Here is a 20,168-nt window from a genome sequence, read left to right as displayed (position 1 = left end):
GATGGCTTCCTGGTCCAGCCCCGGATCTCCGCCAATCAACCCGCTGACGGGGTCCGCTAGCAAGCTGCGGCCGCTTCGGCTGCGCCTTCGCGGTGATCGCAACCGGTTCCGGACACTGACGGGAGCCATCGAGCGGGAATGGCCCGCTCCAAAGATGGAGCCTCAGATGAACACCGATCTTTCGCTTGCGCAGAACCACGCCTTCCAGCTTTCCCGCACCCTGATGGTTCCCGTCACGCTGTTCAGGTCCGGCGACGAGTTCGGCGTTCTGCCGAGCGACGAACTCGATGACGAAGACAATCTGGAGATCGTGCACGAATTCCATCCCTGGCCGGCTCATTGAGCCGGCATTTTCCTCTCCTAGGTGCCGCTTGCGAGCGGCAGGCGGCAAGGGAAGCTTCGCCGCTGCTGGCATGTCATCTGGAGTGGGTGCAAATCTGCAGATTGCCAGCCGCGCCCTTGCCCCCTTTGCCTTAGCGGCCGCCGGATACGGTCCCGTGAAATTTCGGGAGACATGAATCTGGAGAGAAGGGCGGCGCCGAGAGCGCCGGTAAAAATAATGGAGAAACAGAAACTGGAGGAACTTCGGGACCGTGTCCCGTGCGCAGCAGTGCTGGAACAGGCCGGCTTTGCCATCGACATCAAGGAAAGCACACGCAAAGCTTTGAAGTACAGGCGCGGTGCGGAAATCGTCATCGTCATCCATGGGGGGCGGGGATGGTTCGATCCGCTGTCCGACGCGAAAGGCGATGTCTTTGCTCTTGCGAAGCATCTGGATGGCGTCAACTTTGTCGAGGCGCTCGACCGGGTGGCCGATCTTGTCGGCGTTATCGTCAGGGATCCCGCTTGGTCCCGGCCGGCCGGAAGGCCAGCTAAGAGCACCACCATCCCGGAACGCTGGGCAATACGACGTCGACCGTGGCAGGGATCCTTGAGCTGGCGCTATCTGCGTGCCGAGCGCTGCCTACCGGCAACAATCATCCGGGAGGCCATAGAAAGGGACGTCCTCCGGGAGGGACCTTATGGCAGCATGTGGGCAGCGCATGTGGATGACAATGGCGCACTGACCGGCTGGGAGGAGCGCGGTCCCGATTGGCGCGGCTTCTCGGAAGGCGGTTCGAAAATTCTGTTTCGGCTTGGCTCGTCTGACGCCATGCGTCTTTGCGTCACCGAAGCGGCCATCGACGCGATGAGCCTTGCGGCATTCGAGGGGCTGCGTGAGGGCAGTCTCTATCTCAGCACTGGTGGTGGGTGGTCGCCAGCGACAGAAGCGGCAGTCCGCCAGTTGGCCGCACGTCCCGGCGCTGTTCTGGTCGCAGCCACCGACGTTAACAGCCAGGGCGAGACCTTTGCCGGCCGCCTCCGTGCCATTGCCGATGAAGTGGGCTGCGATTGGTTGCGGCTGAAGCCGCCGGCAGAGGACTGGAATGAGGCGCTGAAAGCGCGGGAGGAAGAAAGGAGGGAGAGAAGAATGGAAACCAGCAGAGGCCTGCCGCATGCCCGCCGGCCGCGTCAAGGGTGACGCTTCGCTCCGGCTCGGCGTGCCGGCGTCACAGATCGCCTTCATGCAGGACTACAAGAAAACGGAAGCCAAGCAGCGGCTGTTCAGTGATGTCCGCGCCTGCAAAGTCCGTGTTCTGATCGGTACGTCCGAGACGATGGGGACCGGCGTCAACGCCCAGCTCCGATTGAAAGCACTCCACCATCTCGATGTGCCGTGGTTGCCGTCTCAGATCGAGCAGCGCGAGGGCAGAATTGTTCGCCAAGGTAATCAGCACGACGAGGTGGATATCTTCGCCTATGCGACAGAAGGTTCGCTTGATGCCTCGATGTGGCAGAACAACGAACGCAAGGCCCGGTTCATTGCTGCCGGCCTCTCTGGCGACACCTCGATCGGGCGACTGGAAGATGTGGGCGAAGGGGCGGCCAACCAGTTCGCCATGGCAAAGGCCATTGCGTCGGGTGACGAGCGACTGATGCAGAAGGCCGGGTTGGAGGCCGATTTGCTAGGCTCGAACGGCTGCCGGCTGCCCACGAAGACGATCAGTATGCCGTTCGTTGGCAGATGCGTGATGCCGGGCGTGAGATCGAGGTCTCGACCCGGCGCATCGGTGAGATCGGCCAGGATATCGCGGGGCTTAAGCCGACAGGCGGCGATGCCTTCACGATGACGGTGCTCGGGCAGGAATACACCGAGCGCAAGGAAGCGGGCCGCGCGTTGATGAAGGAGATCCTCACGCTTCTTCAGCTTCAAAGCCAAGGCGAGGTTCATCTGGCAACGATTGGCGGGTTCGATCTCGTCGATGAGGGCGAACGCTTCGGCAAGTGCGATGGATATCGCTCGAGACCCTCCTCCAGCGCACTGGTGCCGACTACGCGATCGATCTGGCGATCACGGTCACGCCTCTGGGTGCCATCTCGCGGCTGGAGCACGCCCTTGAGGGCTCCTATGAGGAACAGCGCCAGTATCGCCGGCGTTTGGAAGAAGCCGAGCGGCGATTGGTTTCCTGCCGTTCCCGAGACGGAGGCGCTTTTGCGTTCGCGGACGACCTGAAGGAAAAACAGCTGATGCTGCGGGCAATCGAGGCCCAATTGGCGGAAGATCTGGACAAGCAGACCATCGCGGCAGCTGCATAGCTGCGTTGCACAATAAATGTTTTCCCGTTGGTTTAAATTCAGGCATAACGCCTTTAGCTGAGGCACATGACGGTCACCTCCCAGTTCCGTCGCAGCAGCTGTTCCCCTCTGGAGGTTTTAGATCTCCACACTTGATGGGCCACGGTTTCCGCAGGCCCATTTTTTTTATTCTTCGTTCCCCTCATCTGACAATCCGGAGCGAGTTGTGCCGCACTAGCTTTCGGGCAGCTAACTCGGCCATTATCCTTGCGAGCACCACGTCAGGAAGGTCTCTGGTTTGGCGCCTTCCGTCCGCGCCTTCTCGATCAGCGGTCTGAGGGCGTCCTTGATGAAGTCTTCCATCGTCGTGGGTAGCGCCGGACGATCATCGTGGAACTTGACCCGCCCCTCGTTAAGCGCCGCCGCGGTGTTCTTGTCATAGACCCAACGATCGAGCGTTCCGAATCTCTCCCGGAAGACCGTTTCAACCTCACGATCGCTCGGATCGACGAAGCGATAATCCAACTCCTTACCGAGCACCCGGCCGATGATCCCGGCGATCTCGGTCATCGTGTAATCGATGCCCAGTTGCTTTACGGACCGGTGCTGGTCAGTCGGCGTGTCAAACTCCTTTGCCGCGAAATCCGCGAGGTCCCGAATGGAAACCCAAGGCGCTTTGACATCAGGAGCGAGTGTAAAGCCGATTCTGTCGTGCTGCGCGATTGCATCCGCCCATCTGGACAGGTCCTCCATGAACCAGCCACCCTGCAGGTGCGCCAGCTTGATGTCGCGTAACCGGTTGAGGATCTCATCCAGGATATGGAAGCCCTGGAAATGGCCGGTATTTCCACTGCGCTCGGACCCCATTGCGGTCAGGCTCACGGCAAACTTCACCGGCGAATCCCGAAGTGCATCGAAAAATCGAAGCGCTACCGCAGGGTAGTGCCCATGAAAGTCCTCCGCCTGCCAAAGGGTTTTAACCATCAGGAACGCAGCGTCGGCATCTTTGAAGAACCCGCCAAGCTCACCATCGCCCATGTCGAAGCTACCAAGGAACGGCTCTGCTCCTTTCGCGACAAGTGCATCGAGGGCAGGCCCTCCTCTCGAAAGAGCTTTGACTGAATGGCCTTTGGCCAAGAGGTTCTCGGTCAGTCTGGCACCGATCCTGCCGGTCGCCCCAACCACAGCAATGCGCATGGCTCATCTCCTACAGTTTGCCGAGCCGATTCTTAATGGATTGCTTGATGGGCGAAAGTGGAGATGATGCCATATGATCTCGAAATCAGGCCAAAATTAGATGAAGCCAACCTGCAGCACCGCCATAGATCTGAGCCTATCGCACGGGCCGGCGATGGCGTTCAGAGTGGACTTCGCCGATTATCAAGCCGAGGGGGTGCAGCACCAGCACCCGCAGGGTCAACTGATCCTGGCGCTGCATGGCGCGGTAACCTGCACCGCGGAAAGCGGGGTCTGGGTCGTTCCACCCGACTGTGGACTTTGGGTGCCCGGCGGCATTCCTCACAGCAATCAGGTCACGTCCAATGCTCGTCTGACATACCTGTTTGTCGAGCCCGGCGCGGCGAAGCTTCCGGATGAATGCTGCACGCTTTCGGTATCGCCGATGCTTCGGGAAATGATCCACCGGGTAGCGGACCTACCGGAAAGGGACGTGCCAGACGCTCATTTCGATCGCCTCGTGGCGGTCATGCTTGATGAGCTCGCGTTGATGCCGCGTGAGAGGCTGGAGCTACCTGTCTCTGATCATCCAAAAATCGCCCTGATCGCTGCGGCGCTTTTGGCAAATCCGAGCGATCGTCGGACCGTCGATCGATGGGCTGAGTATGTCGCGGTCAGTGAGCGAGCGTTAAAGAGGCTTATGGTTCAAGAGACAGGGTTGAGCTTTGGCCGTTGGCGGCGCCAGCTCCATCTCGTCATCGCGCTGCGGGAGCTTGCCGGCGGTGCGACAGTCCAACAGGTGGCAGGCGACTTAGGGTATGAATCCACGACCGCCTTTATCGTCATGTTCAAAAAGGTCCTCGGGACTACGCCATCGCGCTACTTTGCCGATCGGCTTGTGAGCGGCGAGCGCGGTTGAGACGTTGACGTCCGACATAATGAATGCACTCCCCTCACGGGTCCAGCGCCTTTCTGTATCGGAGGCGACCGCAAATGAGGTGCTGCACCTTGACTGCAACTGCTTTGCGGCTGAGATCTGCACCAAAACACTCCGTTGGGAAACATGCCATTTTTTCTGGTGACGCAGACATCGTTGGTCGAAGCTCAAGACGAGCATGAGGCCGCTCAAACGGGCGTCGATCGCCCCCGCTCCGGAGGACAGGCCATGACATGATCGGCGATTTTCGCACAGATGCGCTACACAACGCGCTCGGCCGCGCGCCAATCGAGGATGACATGCTCATGGCGCTTATGGTTCTGGCCCTTGTCGGGCAGGAAGTCGGAGTGGACTCCGGCGCAGATGGGACGTTTTATGGCGGCAAGCGCTTTTCGCGCCATGCGGTCGCTCTGTTTGATGAGCATGGCAAGCTCGCCTTCGACCAGGACACGCTCAGGGTCGCCGTTCGCGCGGTGCTGATTGAAGTTCTGTCGTGCCGCCGCGGCATGTCTAATAGCGGCACGGTTTCACGCATCGCCAGCGAGGCGATCGGTGCCGACGGATACTTGCCGAACATGGGTTCGGAGGAGTTCCTCTTGTGCCTGTCCCGCCAGGCACTGGAAGCATCGTGCACCGAGGCGTCCGTGCAGCCACGGCCCAAGGTTCGTGAAACCCGTTCAGCGCTCGTGGAGCACTTCGTCCATGCTTCGGCGCGCTTCGCACCGCCAGCCGACGAGTTGCTCGACTGGATCCGGGCGAGCTCAGCTACGGATATTCTCGGCGCGTCGCCGCGCGACGCCGGTCACGCTGACGGCTCCGCTGAAGACCAGGAAGGGGAGGTCAACGAGGCAGCGGATCAGGACGATGTGCGCGATACCGATCTCTCCGACCACGAAGAGGATGACGCTGGCTTCGATCAGAGGGACAGCATGATTGTCGTCTCCCAGTCGAACATGGCAGGACCCACTCCCGATTTTCGGGGGTGGAGTGCGCCACCAGTGCGGACGGCCTTTCCGTCGACGGGCCGTCCGCCTTCATCGGCTGGCGAAGCTTGGGGATGGGCGATGATGAACGTACGCGCTTCTAAACCGCTAGCGAAAGCAATCGTCGCCCGGCGAGAGAGCCAGCGGCATCTGGAATGTCTGACCCGGCAAATTACAGCGCGCGCGGGACGGCAGGCGGCGACAGTGAAAGCCGGAACCGAGCGTGTCGTCGATTGGGTCGTCGTACTTGAGAGCAGGAGTCGTTGACCGCCTCACCTTCAAGCGTTGGGTCGAACTCGACATGATCCACCGCAGGCTGGCGATGCAAGAGAGCGTCATCGGTGAACTGCAGCATTGCGATGAGCGACCTCTGCATCATCCGGCGACATAGGCAGACCCGGAAACGAAGCCGCTGGTGCTGAACATGCCCGGCTTGATGTCGTCGGCATGGTGGGCTTGGCCATGTCTGTTCCTTCCCGTTGGAGCCAGATATCGGGCCGTGCTGGACTGCCCTTCTTGTTCGCTGCGGTCTGAACCGGCAGCCGGGCGTTTCAAGGCCGCTGTCGCGCCGCGGAGCGGCCGATCCAGCCTCTCTGCGCGAGGGCAAGCTCGCGGTCCCAAGCAGGTCGAAACCTGCTGGCCCGCAAACCTGCCCTGCTGGTTCAGCCGGATCGGACCTGTGAAGCCACCCGTCCATTGCCGGTTCTTAGTCAACCGCATCGAAGGGCAGACCGGCACGGGCCGGAACCGCTTCGGCAGCCAAGGAAGGAACTGATATGGCCAAGCCACCAACTCCCAACCGCTCCAACGCACGGGTCTCGCAACTCCGTAAAGGAGCAACCCTCGAAATGGTCCGCCTTTCATGCCCCGATGCCTCCCAGGCGCTCAAGATTGCCGAAAGCTTTGGCACCACGGTCGTCGACAGCGAGGGCATCCGCAGCCTGCATGAGCGGCTTATCGTCGAGACCGCCGACAATCTCTCCGAAGGTTTGGGCGAAAGAGCCATGCAAATCCACCTGCAGCGCATCGTCGGGGCCTTCGTCGGATCGGCGCACGGCGCCGGGCAGTTCTACTCCCGTGCGGTCACCGAAGCGCGCGACGCGACTGCCAAGGCATCGAACGATGCCAGAGATGAAGATCTCGATGGTCCGGGAGGTTATGATAGCGCCGCCCAGCGCAAGCGGGAATTCGCGGCCGACATGGGTATCCAGTCCCATGCGCTGCGCATGGCAGCCGAGGGCGCGGTGACCGCCTACGAGCAGGTCGTCGGCGAGACCTGGAAGCCCTTCGACCGCCCGGTCGAAAACCCGGGTGCATCCCTCGACCGCAAGGCGGCCGAGGTTCAGATGGCCGCTTTCGGATGACGCACTTGGCGGGGTCGCCCCCCGCCTTCCTTTACTGCTCCAAGGCCGGTGCCCACAGCGCCGGCCTTTTCTCATGTTGAAAGGAAACTGGAAACGCGCCTATCGCGGCTCGTCCCGCTCGGCGGTCCTGCAGGAGCCGGGCGCCCATGCAACGGCTTTGCCGTCCTCCACGCTGTTACGGCCTTCGGTGCAAGGCCACCATCGGCCCCTGACTTCGGACCTCCGTGACGGACCGCGATAGGCGCGGTTCATGAAAGGAGAGAAGTCATGACAAACAAATCAGAAAAGGGTCGGGCGGACATCTACACGCGGATCACCGATCGGATCGTCGAGGATCTGGAAAAAGGCGTCCGCCCCTGGATGAGGCCGTGGAGTGCCGCCAACACCGATGGTCGTATCTCGCGGCCGCTGCGCCACAACGGCCTTCCTTATTCGGGCATGAACGTTCTGCTCCTGTGGTCGGAGCAGATGTCGCGTGGCTTCGCCTCGTCGATGTGGATGACCTTCAAGCAGGCCCTCGAACTGGGAGGGGCGGTGCGCAAAGGCGAGACCGGCTCAACCGTTGTTTTCGCCAGCCGCTTCACCAGATCTGAAGCGGACTGGAACGGTAATGAGGTGGATCGGGAGATCCCGTTCCTCAAGGCCTATTCAGTGTTCAACGTCGAGCAGATCGAGGGTTTGCCTGACGGCTATTACGCGCCAGCGGCCAAGGTGCCTGATCCGATCGACCGGATCGAGAGCGCCGATCGCTTCTTCCGCAATACCGGCGCGGTCATCCGGCACGGCGGCAATCAAGCCTACTACTCCCCGGGAATGGATTATATCCAGATGCCTCCCTTTGAGACGTTTCGCGATGCTGCCGGGTACGCGGCCGTCCTAAGCCATGAGGCGACCCACTGGACAGCGGCGGAGCATCGTGTCGGACGTGACCTGTCGCGTTATGCCAGGGACCGAACGGAGCGGGCGCGGGAAGAACTCATTGCCGAACTTGGCAGTTGCTTCCTCTGCGCTGATCTCGGGATCGCGCCGGAACTCGAGCCGCGCCCCGATCACGCTTCCTATCTGCAGTCCTGGCTTTCGGTTCTGGCCAACGACAAGCGCGCGATCTTTCAGGCAGCCGCCCATGCACAGCGCGCCGTGAGCTTTCTGCATTCGCTGCAGCCGGAAACGGATATGAAGGCTGCGGCCTGAATTTCAAGCGCGGTCGTCACCATCGGTGGCGGCCGCGTGGTCCATATCATGTTGGTCCTTATCCAGTTGGGCTTTGAGACCTTGTGCAATGTCAGCACTCAGCCTTCAGATCGACGGCGTTGCAGTGTGCGCTTGGGGTCTGCGGGACGGTTGCGTTCGACGATGAACGGCTTGGTCTGCTGACGCATTGATCCTCCAGGCTGCGATTCGCGAGCGCAACGATATCGCACAGGGCGCATCAGCAAACGCGCAATGTTGGCAGGAACGCTTGTGCTCGATTGAGGCAGGCAACAACGGCGGTCGAAGTAGGCGTGGCGCACGATGCCCTTCGTGCCCAAGGCGAATGCACCGGAATGCCGCTGCCAAATCCCCTTGCGTCAGAGTTTCCGGCAACCCATCTGCAAGCTCGATGAGGCATGTCTGACCGGAGAACGGCTGCGCCTCGATCGTCTTCCCGCAACGACAACTCGCAGATTTCTTACCCCGGAAGGCTACGCTCTCCTCCTCTCCCACTAACAAATCTGCGACTTGCCGCCCTCCATTTCATTACGGCCCTATCGGGTGCGGTCCGATCGTCACCGATCTTTGCGACAGCCATCGAGACCGCGATGGGCGCGGCCCGAACTTAAGAAAAGGAATACGACAATGGCAACCATCGGCACCTTCACTTCTACCGAAAGCGGCTTCACCGGCTCCATCCGCACTCTCGCCCTCAACGTCAAAGCCCGCATCGCCCGGGTCGAGAACCCTTCCGACAAGGGCCCGCAGTTCCGCGTCTACGCGGGTAGCGTGGAACTGGGCGCCGCCTGGCAGAAGACCTCCGAGCAAGGCCGCGACTACCTCTCGGTCAAACTCGACGATCCGAGCTTCCCTGCCCCGATCTACGCAACGCTCGCCGAGGTCGAAGGCGAGGATGGCCTCCAGCTCATTTGGTCCCGCCCGAACCGGGATTGATTGATATCATGAGGCTCCGCCGCCGGCGGAGCCTTTTCCTCTACCGTTATCAAAGCGGGACCAGGCATCGAGCCAGGTCCGGCTTTTTTCGGTGCCATACGGAGAGGAGGGAAACCTGCTCAGTACCTGATGATGATGCCGACGGGATTGCCGCCGTCAAGGATGAGCGGTGCCCCCAATTTCGAATTGGCTGCGAAGCCGCCAACACGAAATCGGCTCCCCCACTCCCCGGCGCTGCCGGTCGCTCTCGCGATCCCTGACAACGTCATTCCCTATCCGGCGCCGCTGATCGTCTTTCACATAGGAGATCAGACGATGACCTTTGAACTCGAACGCCAGATCGAAGAACTTCGTGCCGAATTGCGCAATGCTGTCGATTCTGGCGAGCGCCGCCAGATCGAAAAAGAGCTCGATCTCGCACAGGCGGAATTGACGCTGACGATTGCCGAGCTAAACGCCCGTGTCGACGCGGAGCCACCGTTCTGACGAGTGGTGTCAAATCACGTCGCGTACCCCTCACGCACTGCCGAAGCTCTCCTGTTGATCTCATTTTATCGAGATCGGGGATGGTGCGTCTCGAACGTCTGGCCGCAACCTGATGACGCCAGAATTTTCCTTGGCCGCGGCTCCTTGAGCACCAAATTCAGGCGCCCTCAGGTCCTCCGCCCCGCTTCGGCCCTGTGGGTGCGGCCCTCCTTTTGGGTTCGCTTTTCATCCCGCAATAAAACGCAATCAACAGGAGATCCATCATGCAACAGCTCGCAAAATCCTCAGCGCCACCGGCCGCCGCCTTCGCACCCTTGGCAAGGTCGTCAGTCACCTCTCCCGCAAGGGCATGCTCGGTTTGAAGATCGCCATCAAGATCCCCTTCTTCGTCAATGTCGAATGTAATATTGAGACCGAATGGGAACGGCGCGAGTGAGCGCCGACAGGCTCGGCCTCTGGCCGAGCCGCCTTTCCGCGATGAATTCTCAATGGTGATCAGGATGCCGACGACTATCTCATTGTCATTGGGGTGCTGTGCTTCGCCCGCCGCCGCCGTCCCCTCTGGGGTCCTCGGGCTGTTTTAAATCGGTCGGTTGGCTTTGATTCATTATCGTGGATACTCGATCGGGGCACGAAGCGAACTGGGCGAGCCGGCTTTAGGTCGACCGCGTTTTAGTCGCGCTACGCCCGTCACGAAGCGGTAGAGCGCCATATATCGGTCTTTTCACGCTCGTTATGTCGACGGGACAATCCGAATCCATCCCCGGCTTGAGCGACCCAAGCGATTTTAGCGAAGACGAAAACTTTAACAGACCAGCTGTTCGGCGCCGACCTGTCTACGTGGAGAACCCGCAAGGAGTTCGGCTTTGTGCTCAAGCGTCATTCGGCTGGCCCTTGGCTAACCGCAAACGCCCGTAGCCGCTCCGTTTTTTGCCGCGACGATTCAAGCATTTGCCAGGATGCTCCCGTTGCAACGCGGTGCGTCTCTCCGAAATATTTCCGCTTGCGCTCGGTCTTGGTGATGTCGTTTTCTGCTCGCCCATAGGTACCTCCATTAGTCGGAGATTGAGCCAAGCTCAGCTGGGGCAAAGACGATAATCGACGCCGAAAGAGAGCGTCAGGCGGCTCACTATCAACAATTTCAACTGGGTCGTACCGATACGCGTCGAAGATCCAGTTTTCAGAAGATTCCTGGCACACTCTCGCAGCGTACTGGGTAACACCTTGATGCAGAGTGGGACTCGCGCCGAGTAAGCCGACGTCCAGATAGATCCGCCGTTTCCAGTCTGGCAGTCACCCACCCGGGATTTGCTGCAGGTGCGGTCAAAAAATCTTCAAAGGTCATTCCAGTATCTCCGCTTTCCAGCACGGCTTGTCGATAAAAGGAACGCCCCAAAACGGGGCCAGTCGGTCCAGCCTCCCTGCGGACGTTACGCTGAGGCTCCTGCGGCTGACCATGAACCGCTTGGGGCGTGTCGCGAACTCCCGAAATCCCGCCAGGGCGGCGCGATGCTGATTTCTCCGATACTCTTCTTTATTCATTGGCCCGGCGGGCCCGCACGAGCGCGTCTTCGTCGCTGCAGCGGAAACTAGTCGTGGATATCTCTCTTCAGTGCTTCGATATGTTCCGTGCAAACCTGCTTGACGAGCTCAAGCAGCACAGATGTGCGTTCCGCAAGCCAGTTAAGGGCTTCGGAACTGATTTCGTAATGTTTCGAGTATCGGGCCTTCACATAGGCCTCGTTCAGCGTGTTGAACCATGCCCGTTCGCGATGCTGATCTCGCGGAAATGCTTCTGCCAGACGGCGATCCTGTCCTTCCGCCATCGAGCGAAGAAATTTCAGATTATGCGATGCTGGGCCGTAGTTGGTGAGGGTTAACAGAACGCAAGAGTAGGCTTGCTCAAGAGCCTGATGCAGACTGAATGCAGCTAAATTTCCCCAGGCATCGCCGAGTGATTCTGAGTTAGTGGCCTGAAATCTCGCCGTGGAAAGGAAGGCCGTTGCCTCACTGCTTCTCTGTGTGAAGTGACCTTTCGCCAGCCTGAGACTGTCGTAAGGGGAAAGCGCCTCCGGTTCCGCCAGCGGCTCATCATCGAGTTCGTAGAGGACGATGCCTTCCCTACGGATATCGGAGAAGAAGTACTGCCCTTCCTTGAGATAGGTATTCACCTCGCGCCTCGAGTGGACAATAAAACTCACCGGCGTCTCGATCGATTTTTCACGGATCAGCCGGTCGGCAGCCTTGTACCAGTAGGTCGCGAAGTCGCAGAGCCTGCGGTCGTTGACGATGACCAGCAGATCGAAGTCGGATCGGTAGCCCTTCATGGTGAAGGGTTCGTCCACCCAACCGCCCTTGGCGTAGGAACCGAACAGAATGATCTTGAGAATGCGGCCGCGCTTCTTGAAGCCGGCAGTACCCTCTTTCAGGGCGTCCTCGAACTCCTCGTGAAGAATTTCAAGAGCCCGCTCGAGCTCGCGCTGCTTGCGTTGCGGCATGTGATCGACGGAAGACTTCATCATGTAATCGGACCGTCCCTCCATTCATCCGCCGCATGCCGACGCGTCGCGCCGCCCGGTCTATCTACAGAGATCAGGCCATCTCTGGAAGCACCAAAGGCTGCCCGCATTTCAGCCAAGACTGCTAGTTGCGGATTCGTCCCTAGAAACCTTACATCACGACTGATCATGGCGTGTCGAACCTCCCCCAAAACTCTTTGTCTCTGTGATAGCAGAGCTTCAGCGCAAGGATCGGCCGCCAGCCTGCGAGGAACAGCAATTCTCCCCTCGACGACATGTTGCGAACTTCATCAGGGGTGAGGAGAGGGCGCGCAACATGCTGCTCGCTGTAGCTGATCCCGGACTGCTCCGAATCCAGCGCCCTTCCCATAGCCTGAAACACCACCGTTTCTTGCCCGAGCAGATCGGAAACCAGTTTGGCGCTGGCATGATCGTTGACGCCAAAAACCTGCAGCAAGCCGGCATTCGACAGAAAGGTGCCGGCGCGCTGGCCATAGAGTGCCCGCAGCTGGTGCACGTCCTGCAGGATCGGCCAGAGTTGTACGCCATAGCCGGCCATTAGTCCCATCGCGCGCTCGACCGGGGCGAGATGCCCGAGCGCTGCAAACTCGTCGAGCAGATAGAGAACCGGCACGTCCGGGGCGTCAGCTGTTCGTGCCATTTCGAGGAGGCTTTGAGTAACGATAAGGCGGAGCCAGCGAGAGTAGGTCGACAGACGGTCCGGCGGCAGCACAAGAAAGATCGTCTGATGGGCGCGCTTCAGATCCGCAAACCGGAAATCCGAGCGACCGAGCACACGCGCCATACGCGGACTGTCGAGAAAATGCGTGTGCCGCTGGGCGGCCGAAAGCACACCCGCGGCCTCGCGATCGGATTTTCCAAGGTGCCGGTTGGCGGCGCGCGCGACAAGGTCGCCGGCTGAAGGCGATCGCTGCATCTCGGCCAGGAGTTTTTTGAACGCATCCGGTGGCAGGGTCAGGTATTCCCGCAGCGTCATGAGAGTCCGCCGGATTGCCGGCTCGGTCGTAACGACGTGAAGCAACAATCCGGTAATCAGTGCTTTTGCTTCCTCGTTCCAGTGCGCCTCGCCCGCCATGCCGGGTTCGTCGAACACCAGCGCATCGGCAAGTGTGCCGGCATCATCGACGAGATCGAGACTTTCCGGATCGAACTGGTCGAGTGGGTTGAACGCCGCCATCGGCTCATGGGTAATGCCGAAAGGGTCGAGGACAAACACCGGACCGAAGCAGCGGCGCGCACGTCCGGTGACACGTGTATTCTCGCCTTTCGGGTCGATGCAGATCACCGACCGGTCAGCGGTCAGCAGGTTTGGAATGATCGTCCCGACACCCTTGCCGGTGCGTGTCGGCGCCATGGTCATCAGATGAGCCGAGCCGTCGTAACGCAGCAGGCTTCCGGTCTTGCTGTCGCGGCCGATCAGCAGCCCGGATGCGCTATTCGAAAGTTTGCCAATCTCCTTGTTGGTCGCAAACCGCGCGCTGCCATGTGTCTCGGCATCGACAGTACCAAAGTGCTGGATCAGCGGATCGCTCAGAAGCCTGAAGGCGAGCCAGACCATGAAGACGACGATGATGGCGGCGGCGATGTTGCGAAGGATGGCGTAGGAGGGCGGGATGAGGCCGCCGACAATCGACAGCACGACCCCGACAATCAGGACGGTGAGCGTCGCCGCAAAAATATGTCGCCATACCCGGATCGGCGAAAGCACAACAGCCGTGATTGCCCATACCGGATCACGCCGGGCAGCCCGCAGCATGTTCCTGAATGCTGCCCATGCGAGGATCGCCGAGTTCACGGCGACGCGCCCTCGCTGCTAGGCGCTAAAGACTTCAGCAGATCGCCGAAGATCGCCTTGTCGTTGTCCCGAGTCAGGAAACCTGGCAGTTCACGCCGGAGCCATTCACGCAGGTCGGCAGAGAAGCGATCTTCAACGCCATCAAGCCGTTCCAAAATAAGCGATCCGAGCAGCACCTTGCGGCGCGTGTCTTTCGCTCGTTCCTGGGTGTTGAGACGTGCCTGCAGATTTTTTTTCTGCGCGTCGAGCTGCGCCAGTCGCTCTTCGATGGTTTTGCGCGACATTCTAACCTCCTCGATCGTCCTTTGAGCGAAGCAGTCGGTAGATGGTAGCAGCGCTTGAGTATCACACAACCTAATACATGATCACAAATGCGCTACCGCTGATTTAAGTCGCTTCTAAGAAGAGTCTCGCTGTGGTAGAAAATCGAAGCAATCTTCTGTCGATTTCGGCCTGGCAAGAGCGCCTGAGGAGGGTGGCTGAGGGCTGATTTTCGAGTTTTGAAGGGCGCACTTACGAGTTGCTGCGCAACTCAGATGCGCCGATCGGTGATCGGAAGGGCAGGCGGCGTTGGCGATCTATCATGCAAGCATGAAGGTGATCTCGCGGGGCAAGGGCCGGAGTGCTGTTGCCTCGGCCGCCTATCGTGCCGGCGAGAAATTGACCAATGAGCGTGACGGGATCACCCATGACTTTACCCACAAGCGCGGAGTGGCGCATGCCGAGATCGTGCTTCCCGACAGTATCGACGCGGAATGGGCGCCCGACCGGTCGGCATTGTGGAACGCGGCGGAGCTGGTGGAGGGTCGCAAGGATGCGCGCGTCGCCCGTGAGATCGAGATCGCCCTGCCGCATGAACTGTCGGAAGACCAGCGGCTGGAACTGACACGGTCGTTTGCACGTAATCTCGCCAATCGATACGGCGCCGCGGTCGATTTCGCGATCCACCAGCCGCATGAGGAAAGCGACGTTCGTAATCATCATGCGCATCTGATGATGACGACCCGGGTGGTCACGCCGGAGGGGCTTGGCGACAAGACGCTGATTGAGCGGGAGAACAAATGGCTGCTCGCGAACAACCTGCCGACATCGCAGATGCAGCTTCGCGATATCCGGCAATCCTGGGAGCATCATGCCAACGAGCATCTCGCGAAAGCCGGACTGGACATTCGCATCGATCATCGCTCGCATCAGGAGCGCGGTCTTGAGCTTGAGCCGACCGAACATCTCGGTGTTCATGCAACACAGGTTCAGCGCCGCGGAATGGAGGTTTCCCGGGCGCGGCTCGACGCAGAGGCTGCGAAGCGAAACGCCGACCTCATTCGTCAAAAGCCTGAACAGGTTCTGACACTTCTGACCAATGAAAAGAGTGTGTTCGACAGGCATGATATCGCCCGCACGCTTAATCGCTATATCAACGACGATGCGCAGGGTTTTCAGAATGCGTTTGCATCGGTCATGGCTTCGCCGGCACTGGTGCAGCTGCAGGCCGAACGCATCGATGGAACGACGGGCGAACTCGAGCTGGCGCGTTATTCGACGCGCGAGATGATCGACACGGAATTCGGCATGGCTGCGGCTGCCGAACGGATGAACGGGAGACGCAACCACTACGTCGGTCGGCGTCATGTCGATCGGGCCATCGATCGGCAGGATTTTAGCCTGCGCCTGGCTGCATCCGGGGAGGAGCTAGGGCATGGCAGTCACGGTGCTTCAGTGCCCCGGCTTTCGGATGAACAGCGCAACGCAATCCGGCATCTGACAGGGCCGGAACAGATCTCCGTTGTCGTCGGCTTTGCGGGGGCCGGCAAGAGTACGATGTTGTCTGCGGCGCGCGAGGCCTGGGAGGCGCAAGGGTATCGTGTTCATGGCGCCGCCTTGTCGGGCAAGGCGGCCGAGGGACTGGAGCAGGCATCCGGGATCCAGAGCCGCACGCTGGCGTCCTGGGAATATCGATGGCAGGTGCAGAGCAGGGGCAATCAACCCGATAACCAGAGCCAACCGGTCGGTCGCGATGTACAGCCAACCGATCGGCTCGGCGCTAAAGATGTGTTCGTCATCGATGAGGCAGGCATGGTGAGCAGCCGTCAGCTGGCTCGTTTCGTCCATGAGGTCGAGACACGCGGCGCAAAGATCGTCCTTGTCGGTGATCATGAACAGCTGCAGGCGATCGGGGCCGGCGCGCCGTTCCGGGCGATCGCCGAGCGGATCGGCCACGCGGAACTTTCCGAAGTCCGTCGTCAACGGATCGACTGGCAGCGGGACGCGTCCGTCGACTTTGCGACGCACAGAACGGCCGAAGGGCTTGCCGCCTATCGCGCACATGGAAACATTCGGCTCGCGGAAACAAGTGACGATGTACGGCGGGCGATCGTTCAGGACTATCTGGCGGATCGCGATGAGCGGCCACAAGGCAGCCGGGTTGCGATGGCGCATCGGCGCTCCGATGTCCGGGCCTTGAACGGCGCCATTCGTTCGGAGCTTCAGGAGCGAGGCACGTTGGCGCGCGGACAGGAGAATGGCGAGCTCGCGTATCAGACGAATGACGGCACGCGCTCGTTTGCGTCGGGGGATCGGATCGTGTTCCTGCAGAACGATCGGGACCTCGGCGTGAAGAACGGCATGCTGGGAACGGTCCGGACCGCCGAGCGGCACGCACTACTTGTTTCGCTCGACGGCCGGAATTCTGGTGCCGGGGAAGGGGCCGACCTCGTCGTTGTACCGAGCGAAAGTTACCAGGCCTTTGACCACGGGTATGCAACGACGATCCACAAGAACCAGGGCACGACGGTCGATCAGGCGTTCGTACTGGCGTCGAAGACAATGGATCGGCACCTGACTTATGTGGCCATGACGCGCCATCGTGATGACGTACAGCTTTATGCGGGCAAGGATGAGTTTGCCGATCGCGGGGTTGGCAGGCTGGTCGAGCATGGTTCCGCTCCCTATCAACATGACCCGAAAAATCGACAGAGTTATTTCGTGACGCTCGAGAGTGATCGTGGGGAGCGGCACACGACCTGGGGCGTGGGTCTTGCGGCTGCGATGGCGCAAGCCAATCCACAACCGGGTGATAAGCTCGGGCTTGAGCATACCGGTTCCGAGATGGTGCGGCTTCCCGACGGAACTGTGACCGAACGGAATTCCTGGAAAGTGCGCGACGCGGCGGATGTCGCGTTCGCTGGTCTCGAAGCCCGCCTCGGCCGCTCGGGCGCAAAGGAAACGACTCTAGACTACGCTCAGGACTTTGCGCATCACCGAGGTGTTGGCACGGGCAGCGCGGTGACGAGCGAGATCGATATCGGTCACGGCATTGCGCAGAGACAAGATGGCAGGAGTGACCTGGGCGTCGGGCGGGCACAACATGGTGCCGCTAGAGCGAACCAGATGTCGATGCCGGGAGCCGAGAGAGGCGCGATGCAGAACAATTTCACCGTAAGTGAAAATCCGCCGGTGCGCCGTGCCTCGTTTGCTGGCCTGAAATTGTCCAGAGGGCAGAGACCTAGCGATCTCCGCACCGAGGAGCGGAGTGCTTCCGAGCCACAAGGCATGGATCAGGCGCCGAAGCGTGGGATGTTCTCAGGTCTGCGATTGACGCCGAGCCGCGAGCCTCCACAGGCGGGCAGGGATGAGCCAGACATTGCGTCGCAGGCCGAACTGCGTGTCAATGGCCGGCGGCTGTCTATAGGCGATCGTGATCTGACTAGTTCCGATGCAAGTCGAACCGTCCTGCAGCAAAAGAACCTTGATCGGGTCACCGAAGTGCAAGAGCAAGCGCACCATTCCTACGATGGCCAGGCGAACCCAGTAGTTGGAGAAAAGCCTGCTCGCTCGCGAGTACGTGAGGTCGAACGAGAACGCGACGATGGTTTCGAGCGGTAGTGAGGTCAGAAGAGATATGCCTAATGATGCGATACCGGAGTCCGAGCAGGACGATGCAGATGACGCGGTCAAAGCGTTCGAGGACCTTCGTCGCGCTGTCGAAAAGCATGGTGCGCAACTGGGCGCCGAAATGACGATCATCCGCAAGGCTCTCGAGATTGCCTTCGAGAAATTCGAACTCTCGCAACAGGCAGAGACTACCGCACTGAAGCTCGACCGGATCCTGGAAGTTCAGGTGGCGAGTGCCGAACATCTCTTGGCGCTCATGGATTCAGTGGCGTTAAAAACCAATCCGGAGCAGTACGCACGAATTTTCCAAAGGATTGCTGACGAGGCGTCTCAGAATCTGGGGCGGGTGATGGAAAGTCGAAACCGGGAATTCGAGCGGGCTGTTGGTGACCTGGGTGACCTCGCGCGGCGAGATCGAGGGCGTCGTGAGCGGGATCGGTGGCTGTGGGCTGTAGGCGTTGGTGGTTTTCTGATGGGGATTTTGGTTGCACTTTTAGTATTCGGATGACATGACGATTTAGGGATATCCGCTGTTCGCGTAGAGCGTCTATGGGAGTATCAAATACTTTATTGTTTGTGAAACAATTACAAGTCCTCAGCTCGTTGCAGTTCCAGCATTGTCGGGGTGCGCTAAGAGGCCCAAAGATGCTTAACGAGGGGTGCATCCTCCTCAAACGGACTGCGCTATGTTGCAGCCAAACCTCATCCACGAGGTGCGAGACTTCTTTGTTCCTCCAGTCACAAAGTTTTACAGGCGAACGGTGCTTAGGGATACGCGCCACTGCCTCTTCACCTAACACCGATCGCAAAAAGCTCTGAGGCGAGAGAAGCCAGCGTTCGGTCGAAATACCCTCCTCCAAAGCCGAGGGGCGAGCATTCATTGTCAAAGCCGACAACGGGTGCGATGATGATGTCGGGTTTTCGTTCCTCGCGATGCAGCGGGACCGGAATATTCGGACTCCGCGTATCAACTCCTCACCGATGCGCCAGGAGCGCACCGATAAGCGACGTCTTCCCGTCACGTTCTGCCGATCCGAGAGATGAGCGGGCGCCGATCAGTCTGCGGCGTATTTCCTTTCGCCACTCGGCCACGGCTTCGTGACTCCTATGCAAACCCACATATTCCGGATCGACCCGATACACGGAGAGTATGGCGGCTATGCGTATTCAAAGGAATTGTCTTTCTGAAAATCACCACTCATGTAACATTTCTTTTCTGTGCGGTTGCTCCAGAAGCCCACTGCGCTCCTTGATGAATGTTCTCTCATGGAGAATAATAAGGCAATATCATTCTTGAATAGAGATCGTTTTGGATCCCACGTCGCTCGAAATATTCCTAGCCGTCGCTGAAGAGGCGAGCGTGACCCGTGCTGCGAAGCAGCTGGCTCGCGCGCCGTCCAATGTGACGACGCGTATTCAATTGCTGGAAGAGCACCTGGATGCCGTCCTGTTCAGCCGGGAGGGAAAGAAGATGACCCTCACGCTGGAGGGTCGGACTTTCTTGACCTATGCGAAGAGGCTCGTCGCGCTTGCCTCGGAAGCCAGGTTCGCGCTCAAGCAACAGGTTCTGCCGGCATCCCTGCGCGTAGGGACTATGGAGAGTACTGCGGCAAGCCGTCTTCCGCCGGTAATGGCTCGTTTCAACGAAGCCTGGCCGCAGGTGTCGCTGCAATTGACGCTTGGCGCGACCCAGGAATTGACGAAGGCCGTGATCGCCGGCGAATTGGACTGCGCGCTGATCGCGCGTATTCCCGAGCAGCTGGAATGGTCGGCGATGACCGACCGCAAGCAGCAACCGCTCCACGCGACGCGTGTCTATCAGGAGGAGCTGCTGCTCATTCTTCCGCCAAACCATCCACCGGTCCGCGACGCGCGCGACGTGCTGCCGCCCGTGCTGGCAGCACTTGAGCCCGGCTGTACCTATCGCCGTATTGCCGAGCGCTGGGTCGGAACGGGCACCGCCGTCCCCACGGTGGAACTGACCTCCTATCATTCCATCCTTGCGCATGTCGTGGCGGGCAATGCCGTTGGCGTCGTACCGCGCTCGGTTCTCGACGGGCTTCACTGGACCGCCGATATCGCCGTGCATTCCCTTGGCGTGGTGGATACTCTGCTAATCTCCAATACCAGTCACAGGCCGGATGCGTTGCGCGGATTTGAAGATCTGCTACTTGCTTCGTCGGCCAGCGCGTCCGTCACGTCCGCCCTGCTTTCCTGAAATCTCTTCCATCATCG

General features: G+C 59.9%; 15 protein-coding genes and 2 pseudogenes. 12 read left to right on the top strand and 5 right to left on the bottom strand.

Annotated elements, in window-relative coordinates:
- The first annotated feature begins 166 nt into the window (after positions 1–166).
- The 3 genes and pseudogenes from KX729_RS30090 to KX729_RS30080 all read left to right on the top strand — a co-directional run.
- Positions 167–343 (top strand): hypothetical protein, encoded by a 177-nt coding sequence (locus KX729_RS30090; RefSeq protein WP_181459245.1) that lies wholly within the window; start codon positions 167–169, stop codon positions 341–343.
- A 216-nt stretch (positions 344–559) separates the two neighbouring features.
- Complete coding sequence (locus tag KX729_RS30085; RefSeq protein ID WP_219746141.1) at positions 560–1,522, top strand: DUF3991 and toprim domain-containing protein; 963 nt, start codon at positions 560–562, stop codon at positions 1,520–1,522.
- Positions 1,521–2,637, top strand: a pseudogene (locus tag KX729_RS30080) (helicase-related protein); the annotation flags it as partial. The gene KX729_RS30085 and the pseudogene KX729_RS30080, both read left to right, overlap by 2 nt.
- A gap of 240 nt (positions 2,638–2,877) precedes the next feature.
- Here the strand turns inward: KX729_RS30080 and KX729_RS30075 are convergent.
- On the bottom strand, positions 2,878–3,813 hold the full coding sequence (locus tag KX729_RS30075; protein WP_219746140.1) for an NmrA family NAD(P)-binding protein: 936 nt from the start codon (positions 3,811–3,813) through the stop codon (positions 2,878–2,880).
- 100 nt (positions 3,814–3,913) lie between these two features.
- Here KX729_RS30075 and KX729_RS30070 point away from each other — a divergent pair, with 100 nt between their 5' ends.
- The 6 genes and pseudogenes from KX729_RS30070 to KX729_RS30040 all read left to right on the top strand — a co-directional run bounded on the left by KX729_RS30070 (position 3,914) and on the right by KX729_RS30040 (position 9,707).
- Positions 3,914–4,711 carry an AraC family transcriptional regulator gene (locus tag KX729_RS30070; protein WP_219746139.1) on the top strand — a complete coding sequence of 266 codons (798 nt, stop codon included), beginning with the start codon at positions 3,914–3,916 and terminating at the stop codon, positions 4,709–4,711.
- Between the two features lie 224 nt (positions 4,712–4,935).
- Positions 4,936–5,637, top strand: a pseudogene (locus KX729_RS30065) (plasmid partitioning protein); the annotation flags it as partial.
- A gap of 851 nt (positions 5,638–6,488) precedes the next feature.
- Positions 6,489–7,076, top strand: coding sequence for a hypothetical protein (locus tag KX729_RS30055; RefSeq protein ID WP_219746138.1), 588 nt, complete (start codon positions 6,489–6,491; stop codon positions 7,074–7,076).
- A gap of 267 nt (positions 7,077–7,343) precedes the next feature.
- The gene (locus tag KX729_RS30050) at positions 7,344–8,267 is read left to right on the top strand and encodes an ArdC family protein (protein WP_219746137.1); all 924 of its coding nucleotides are present in this window, start codon (positions 7,344–7,346) and stop codon (positions 8,265–8,267) included.
- A 645-nt stretch (positions 8,268–8,912) separates the two neighbouring features.
- Complete coding sequence (locus tag KX729_RS30045) at positions 8,913–9,221, top strand: DUF736 domain-containing protein (protein WP_219746136.1); 309 nt, start codon at positions 8,913–8,915, stop codon at positions 9,219–9,221.
- A 129-nt stretch (positions 9,222–9,350) separates the two neighbouring features.
- Positions 9,351–9,707 (top strand): hypothetical protein, encoded by a 357-nt coding sequence (locus KX729_RS30040; RefSeq protein ID WP_219746180.1) that lies wholly within the window; start codon positions 9,351–9,353, stop codon positions 9,705–9,707.
- A 1,589-nt stretch (positions 9,708–11,296) separates the two neighbouring features.
- On the opposite strand, the gene KX729_RS30035 is transcribed toward KX729_RS30040, so the two are convergent.
- The 3 genes from KX729_RS30035 to KX729_RS30025 form a co-directional block, all read right to left on the bottom strand.
- Positions 11,297–12,226 carry a nucleotidyltransferase and HEPN domain-containing protein gene (locus KX729_RS30035; protein ID WP_219746177.1) on the bottom strand — a complete coding sequence of 310 codons (930 nt, stop codon included), beginning with the start codon at positions 12,224–12,226 and terminating at the stop codon, positions 11,297–11,299.
- Between the two features lie 166 nt (positions 12,227–12,392).
- Positions 12,393–14,030, bottom strand: coding sequence for a type IV secretory system conjugative DNA transfer family protein (locus KX729_RS30030; RefSeq protein WP_446692525.1), 1,638 nt, complete (start codon positions 14,028–14,030; stop codon positions 12,393–12,395).
- An 8-nt stretch (positions 14,031–14,038) separates the two neighbouring features.
- Complete coding sequence (locus KX729_RS30025; RefSeq protein WP_219746134.1) at positions 14,039–14,326, bottom strand: mobilization protein; 288 nt, start codon at positions 14,324–14,326, stop codon at positions 14,039–14,041.
- 286 nt (positions 14,327–14,612) lie between these two features.
- Here KX729_RS30025 and traA point away from each other — a divergent pair, with 286 nt between their 5' ends.
- Together traA and KX729_RS30015 are read left to right on the top strand one after the other, a co-directional pair.
- A complete protein-coding gene (gene traA, locus KX729_RS30020) occupies positions 14,613–17,924 on the top strand; it encodes a Ti-type conjugative transfer relaxase TraA (RefSeq protein WP_219746133.1) in 3,312 nt (1,103 codons plus the stop codon).
- Complete coding sequence (locus tag KX729_RS30015) at positions 17,908–18,441, top strand: DUF6118 family protein (protein WP_219746132.1); 534 nt, start codon at positions 17,908–17,910, stop codon at positions 18,439–18,441. The genes traA and KX729_RS30015 overlap by 17 nt, the downstream gene beginning before the upstream one ends.
- 281 nt (positions 18,442–18,722) lie before the next feature.
- Here the strand turns inward: KX729_RS30015 and KX729_RS34695 are convergent, their stop codons facing one another.
- Positions 18,723–18,872 carry a 5-formyltetrahydrofolate cyclo-ligase gene (locus tag KX729_RS34695; RefSeq protein ID WP_512699462.1) on the bottom strand — a complete coding sequence of 50 codons (150 nt, stop codon included), beginning with the start codon at positions 18,870–18,872 and terminating at the stop codon, positions 18,723–18,725.
- Between the two features lie 370 nt (positions 18,873–19,242).
- On the opposite strand from KX729_RS34695, the gene KX729_RS30005 reads away from it, so the two are divergent.
- Positions 19,243–20,151: a LysR family transcriptional regulator gene (locus KX729_RS30005; RefSeq protein WP_219746131.1), complete on the top strand. Its 909-nt coding sequence runs from the start codon at positions 19,243–19,245 to the stop codon at positions 20,149–20,151.
- The last annotated feature ends 17 nt before the right edge of the window (positions 20,152–20,168 follow it).

Origin of the sequence: Neorhizobium populisoli (genome assembly GCF_019430945.1) — a bacterium.
In the GTDB taxonomy this organism is placed as follows: Bacteria; Pseudomonadota; Alphaproteobacteria; order Rhizobiales; family Rhizobiaceae; genus Neorhizobium; species Neorhizobium populisoli.
Note: the sequence above shows the minus strand (reverse complement) of the source record. Positions and strands in the feature narration are given on the sequence as shown.

Excerpts from the sequence above, each read along its gene's own strand:
- KX729_RS30090 (WP_181459245.1), top strand. The coding sequence starts at position 167 with ATGAACACCGATCTTTCGCTTGCGCAGAACCACGCCTTCCAGCTTTCC.
- KX729_RS30050 (WP_219746137.1), top strand. The coding sequence starts at position 7,344 with ATGACAAACAAATCAGAAAAGGGTCGGGCGGACATCTACACGCGGATC.
- KX729_RS30045 (WP_219746136.1), top strand. The coding sequence starts at position 8,913 with ATGGCAACCATCGGCACCTTCACTTCTACCGAAAGCGGCTTCACCGGC.
- KX729_RS30040 (WP_219746180.1), top strand. The coding sequence starts at position 9,351 with ATGATGATGCCGACGGGATTGCCGCCGTCAAGGATGAGCGGTGCCCCC.
- KX729_RS30015 (WP_219746132.1), top strand. The coding sequence starts at position 17,908 with ATGGTTTCGAGCGGTAGTGAGGTCAGAAGAGATATGCCTAATGATGCG.
- KX729_RS30085 (WP_219746141.1), top strand. The coding sequence starts at position 560 with ATGGAGAAACAGAAACTGGAGGAACTTCGGGACCGTGTCCCGTGCGCA.
- KX729_RS30070 (WP_219746139.1), top strand. The coding sequence starts at position 3,914 with ATGAAGCCAACCTGCAGCACCGCCATAGATCTGAGCCTATCGCACGGG.
- KX729_RS30055 (WP_219746138.1), top strand. The coding sequence starts at position 6,489 with ATGGCCAAGCCACCAACTCCCAACCGCTCCAACGCACGGGTCTCGCAA.
- KX729_RS30025 (WP_219746134.1), bottom strand. The coding sequence starts at position 14,326 with ATGTCGCGCAAAACCATCGAAGAGCGACTGGCGCAGCTCGACGCGCAG.
- KX729_RS30035 (WP_219746177.1), bottom strand. The coding sequence starts at position 12,226 with ATGAAGTCTTCCGTCGATCACATGCCGCAACGCAAGCAGCGCGAGCTC.
- KX729_RS30075 (WP_219746140.1), bottom strand. The coding sequence starts at position 3,813 with ATGCGCATTGCTGTGGTTGGGGCGACCGGCAGGATCGGTGCCAGACTG.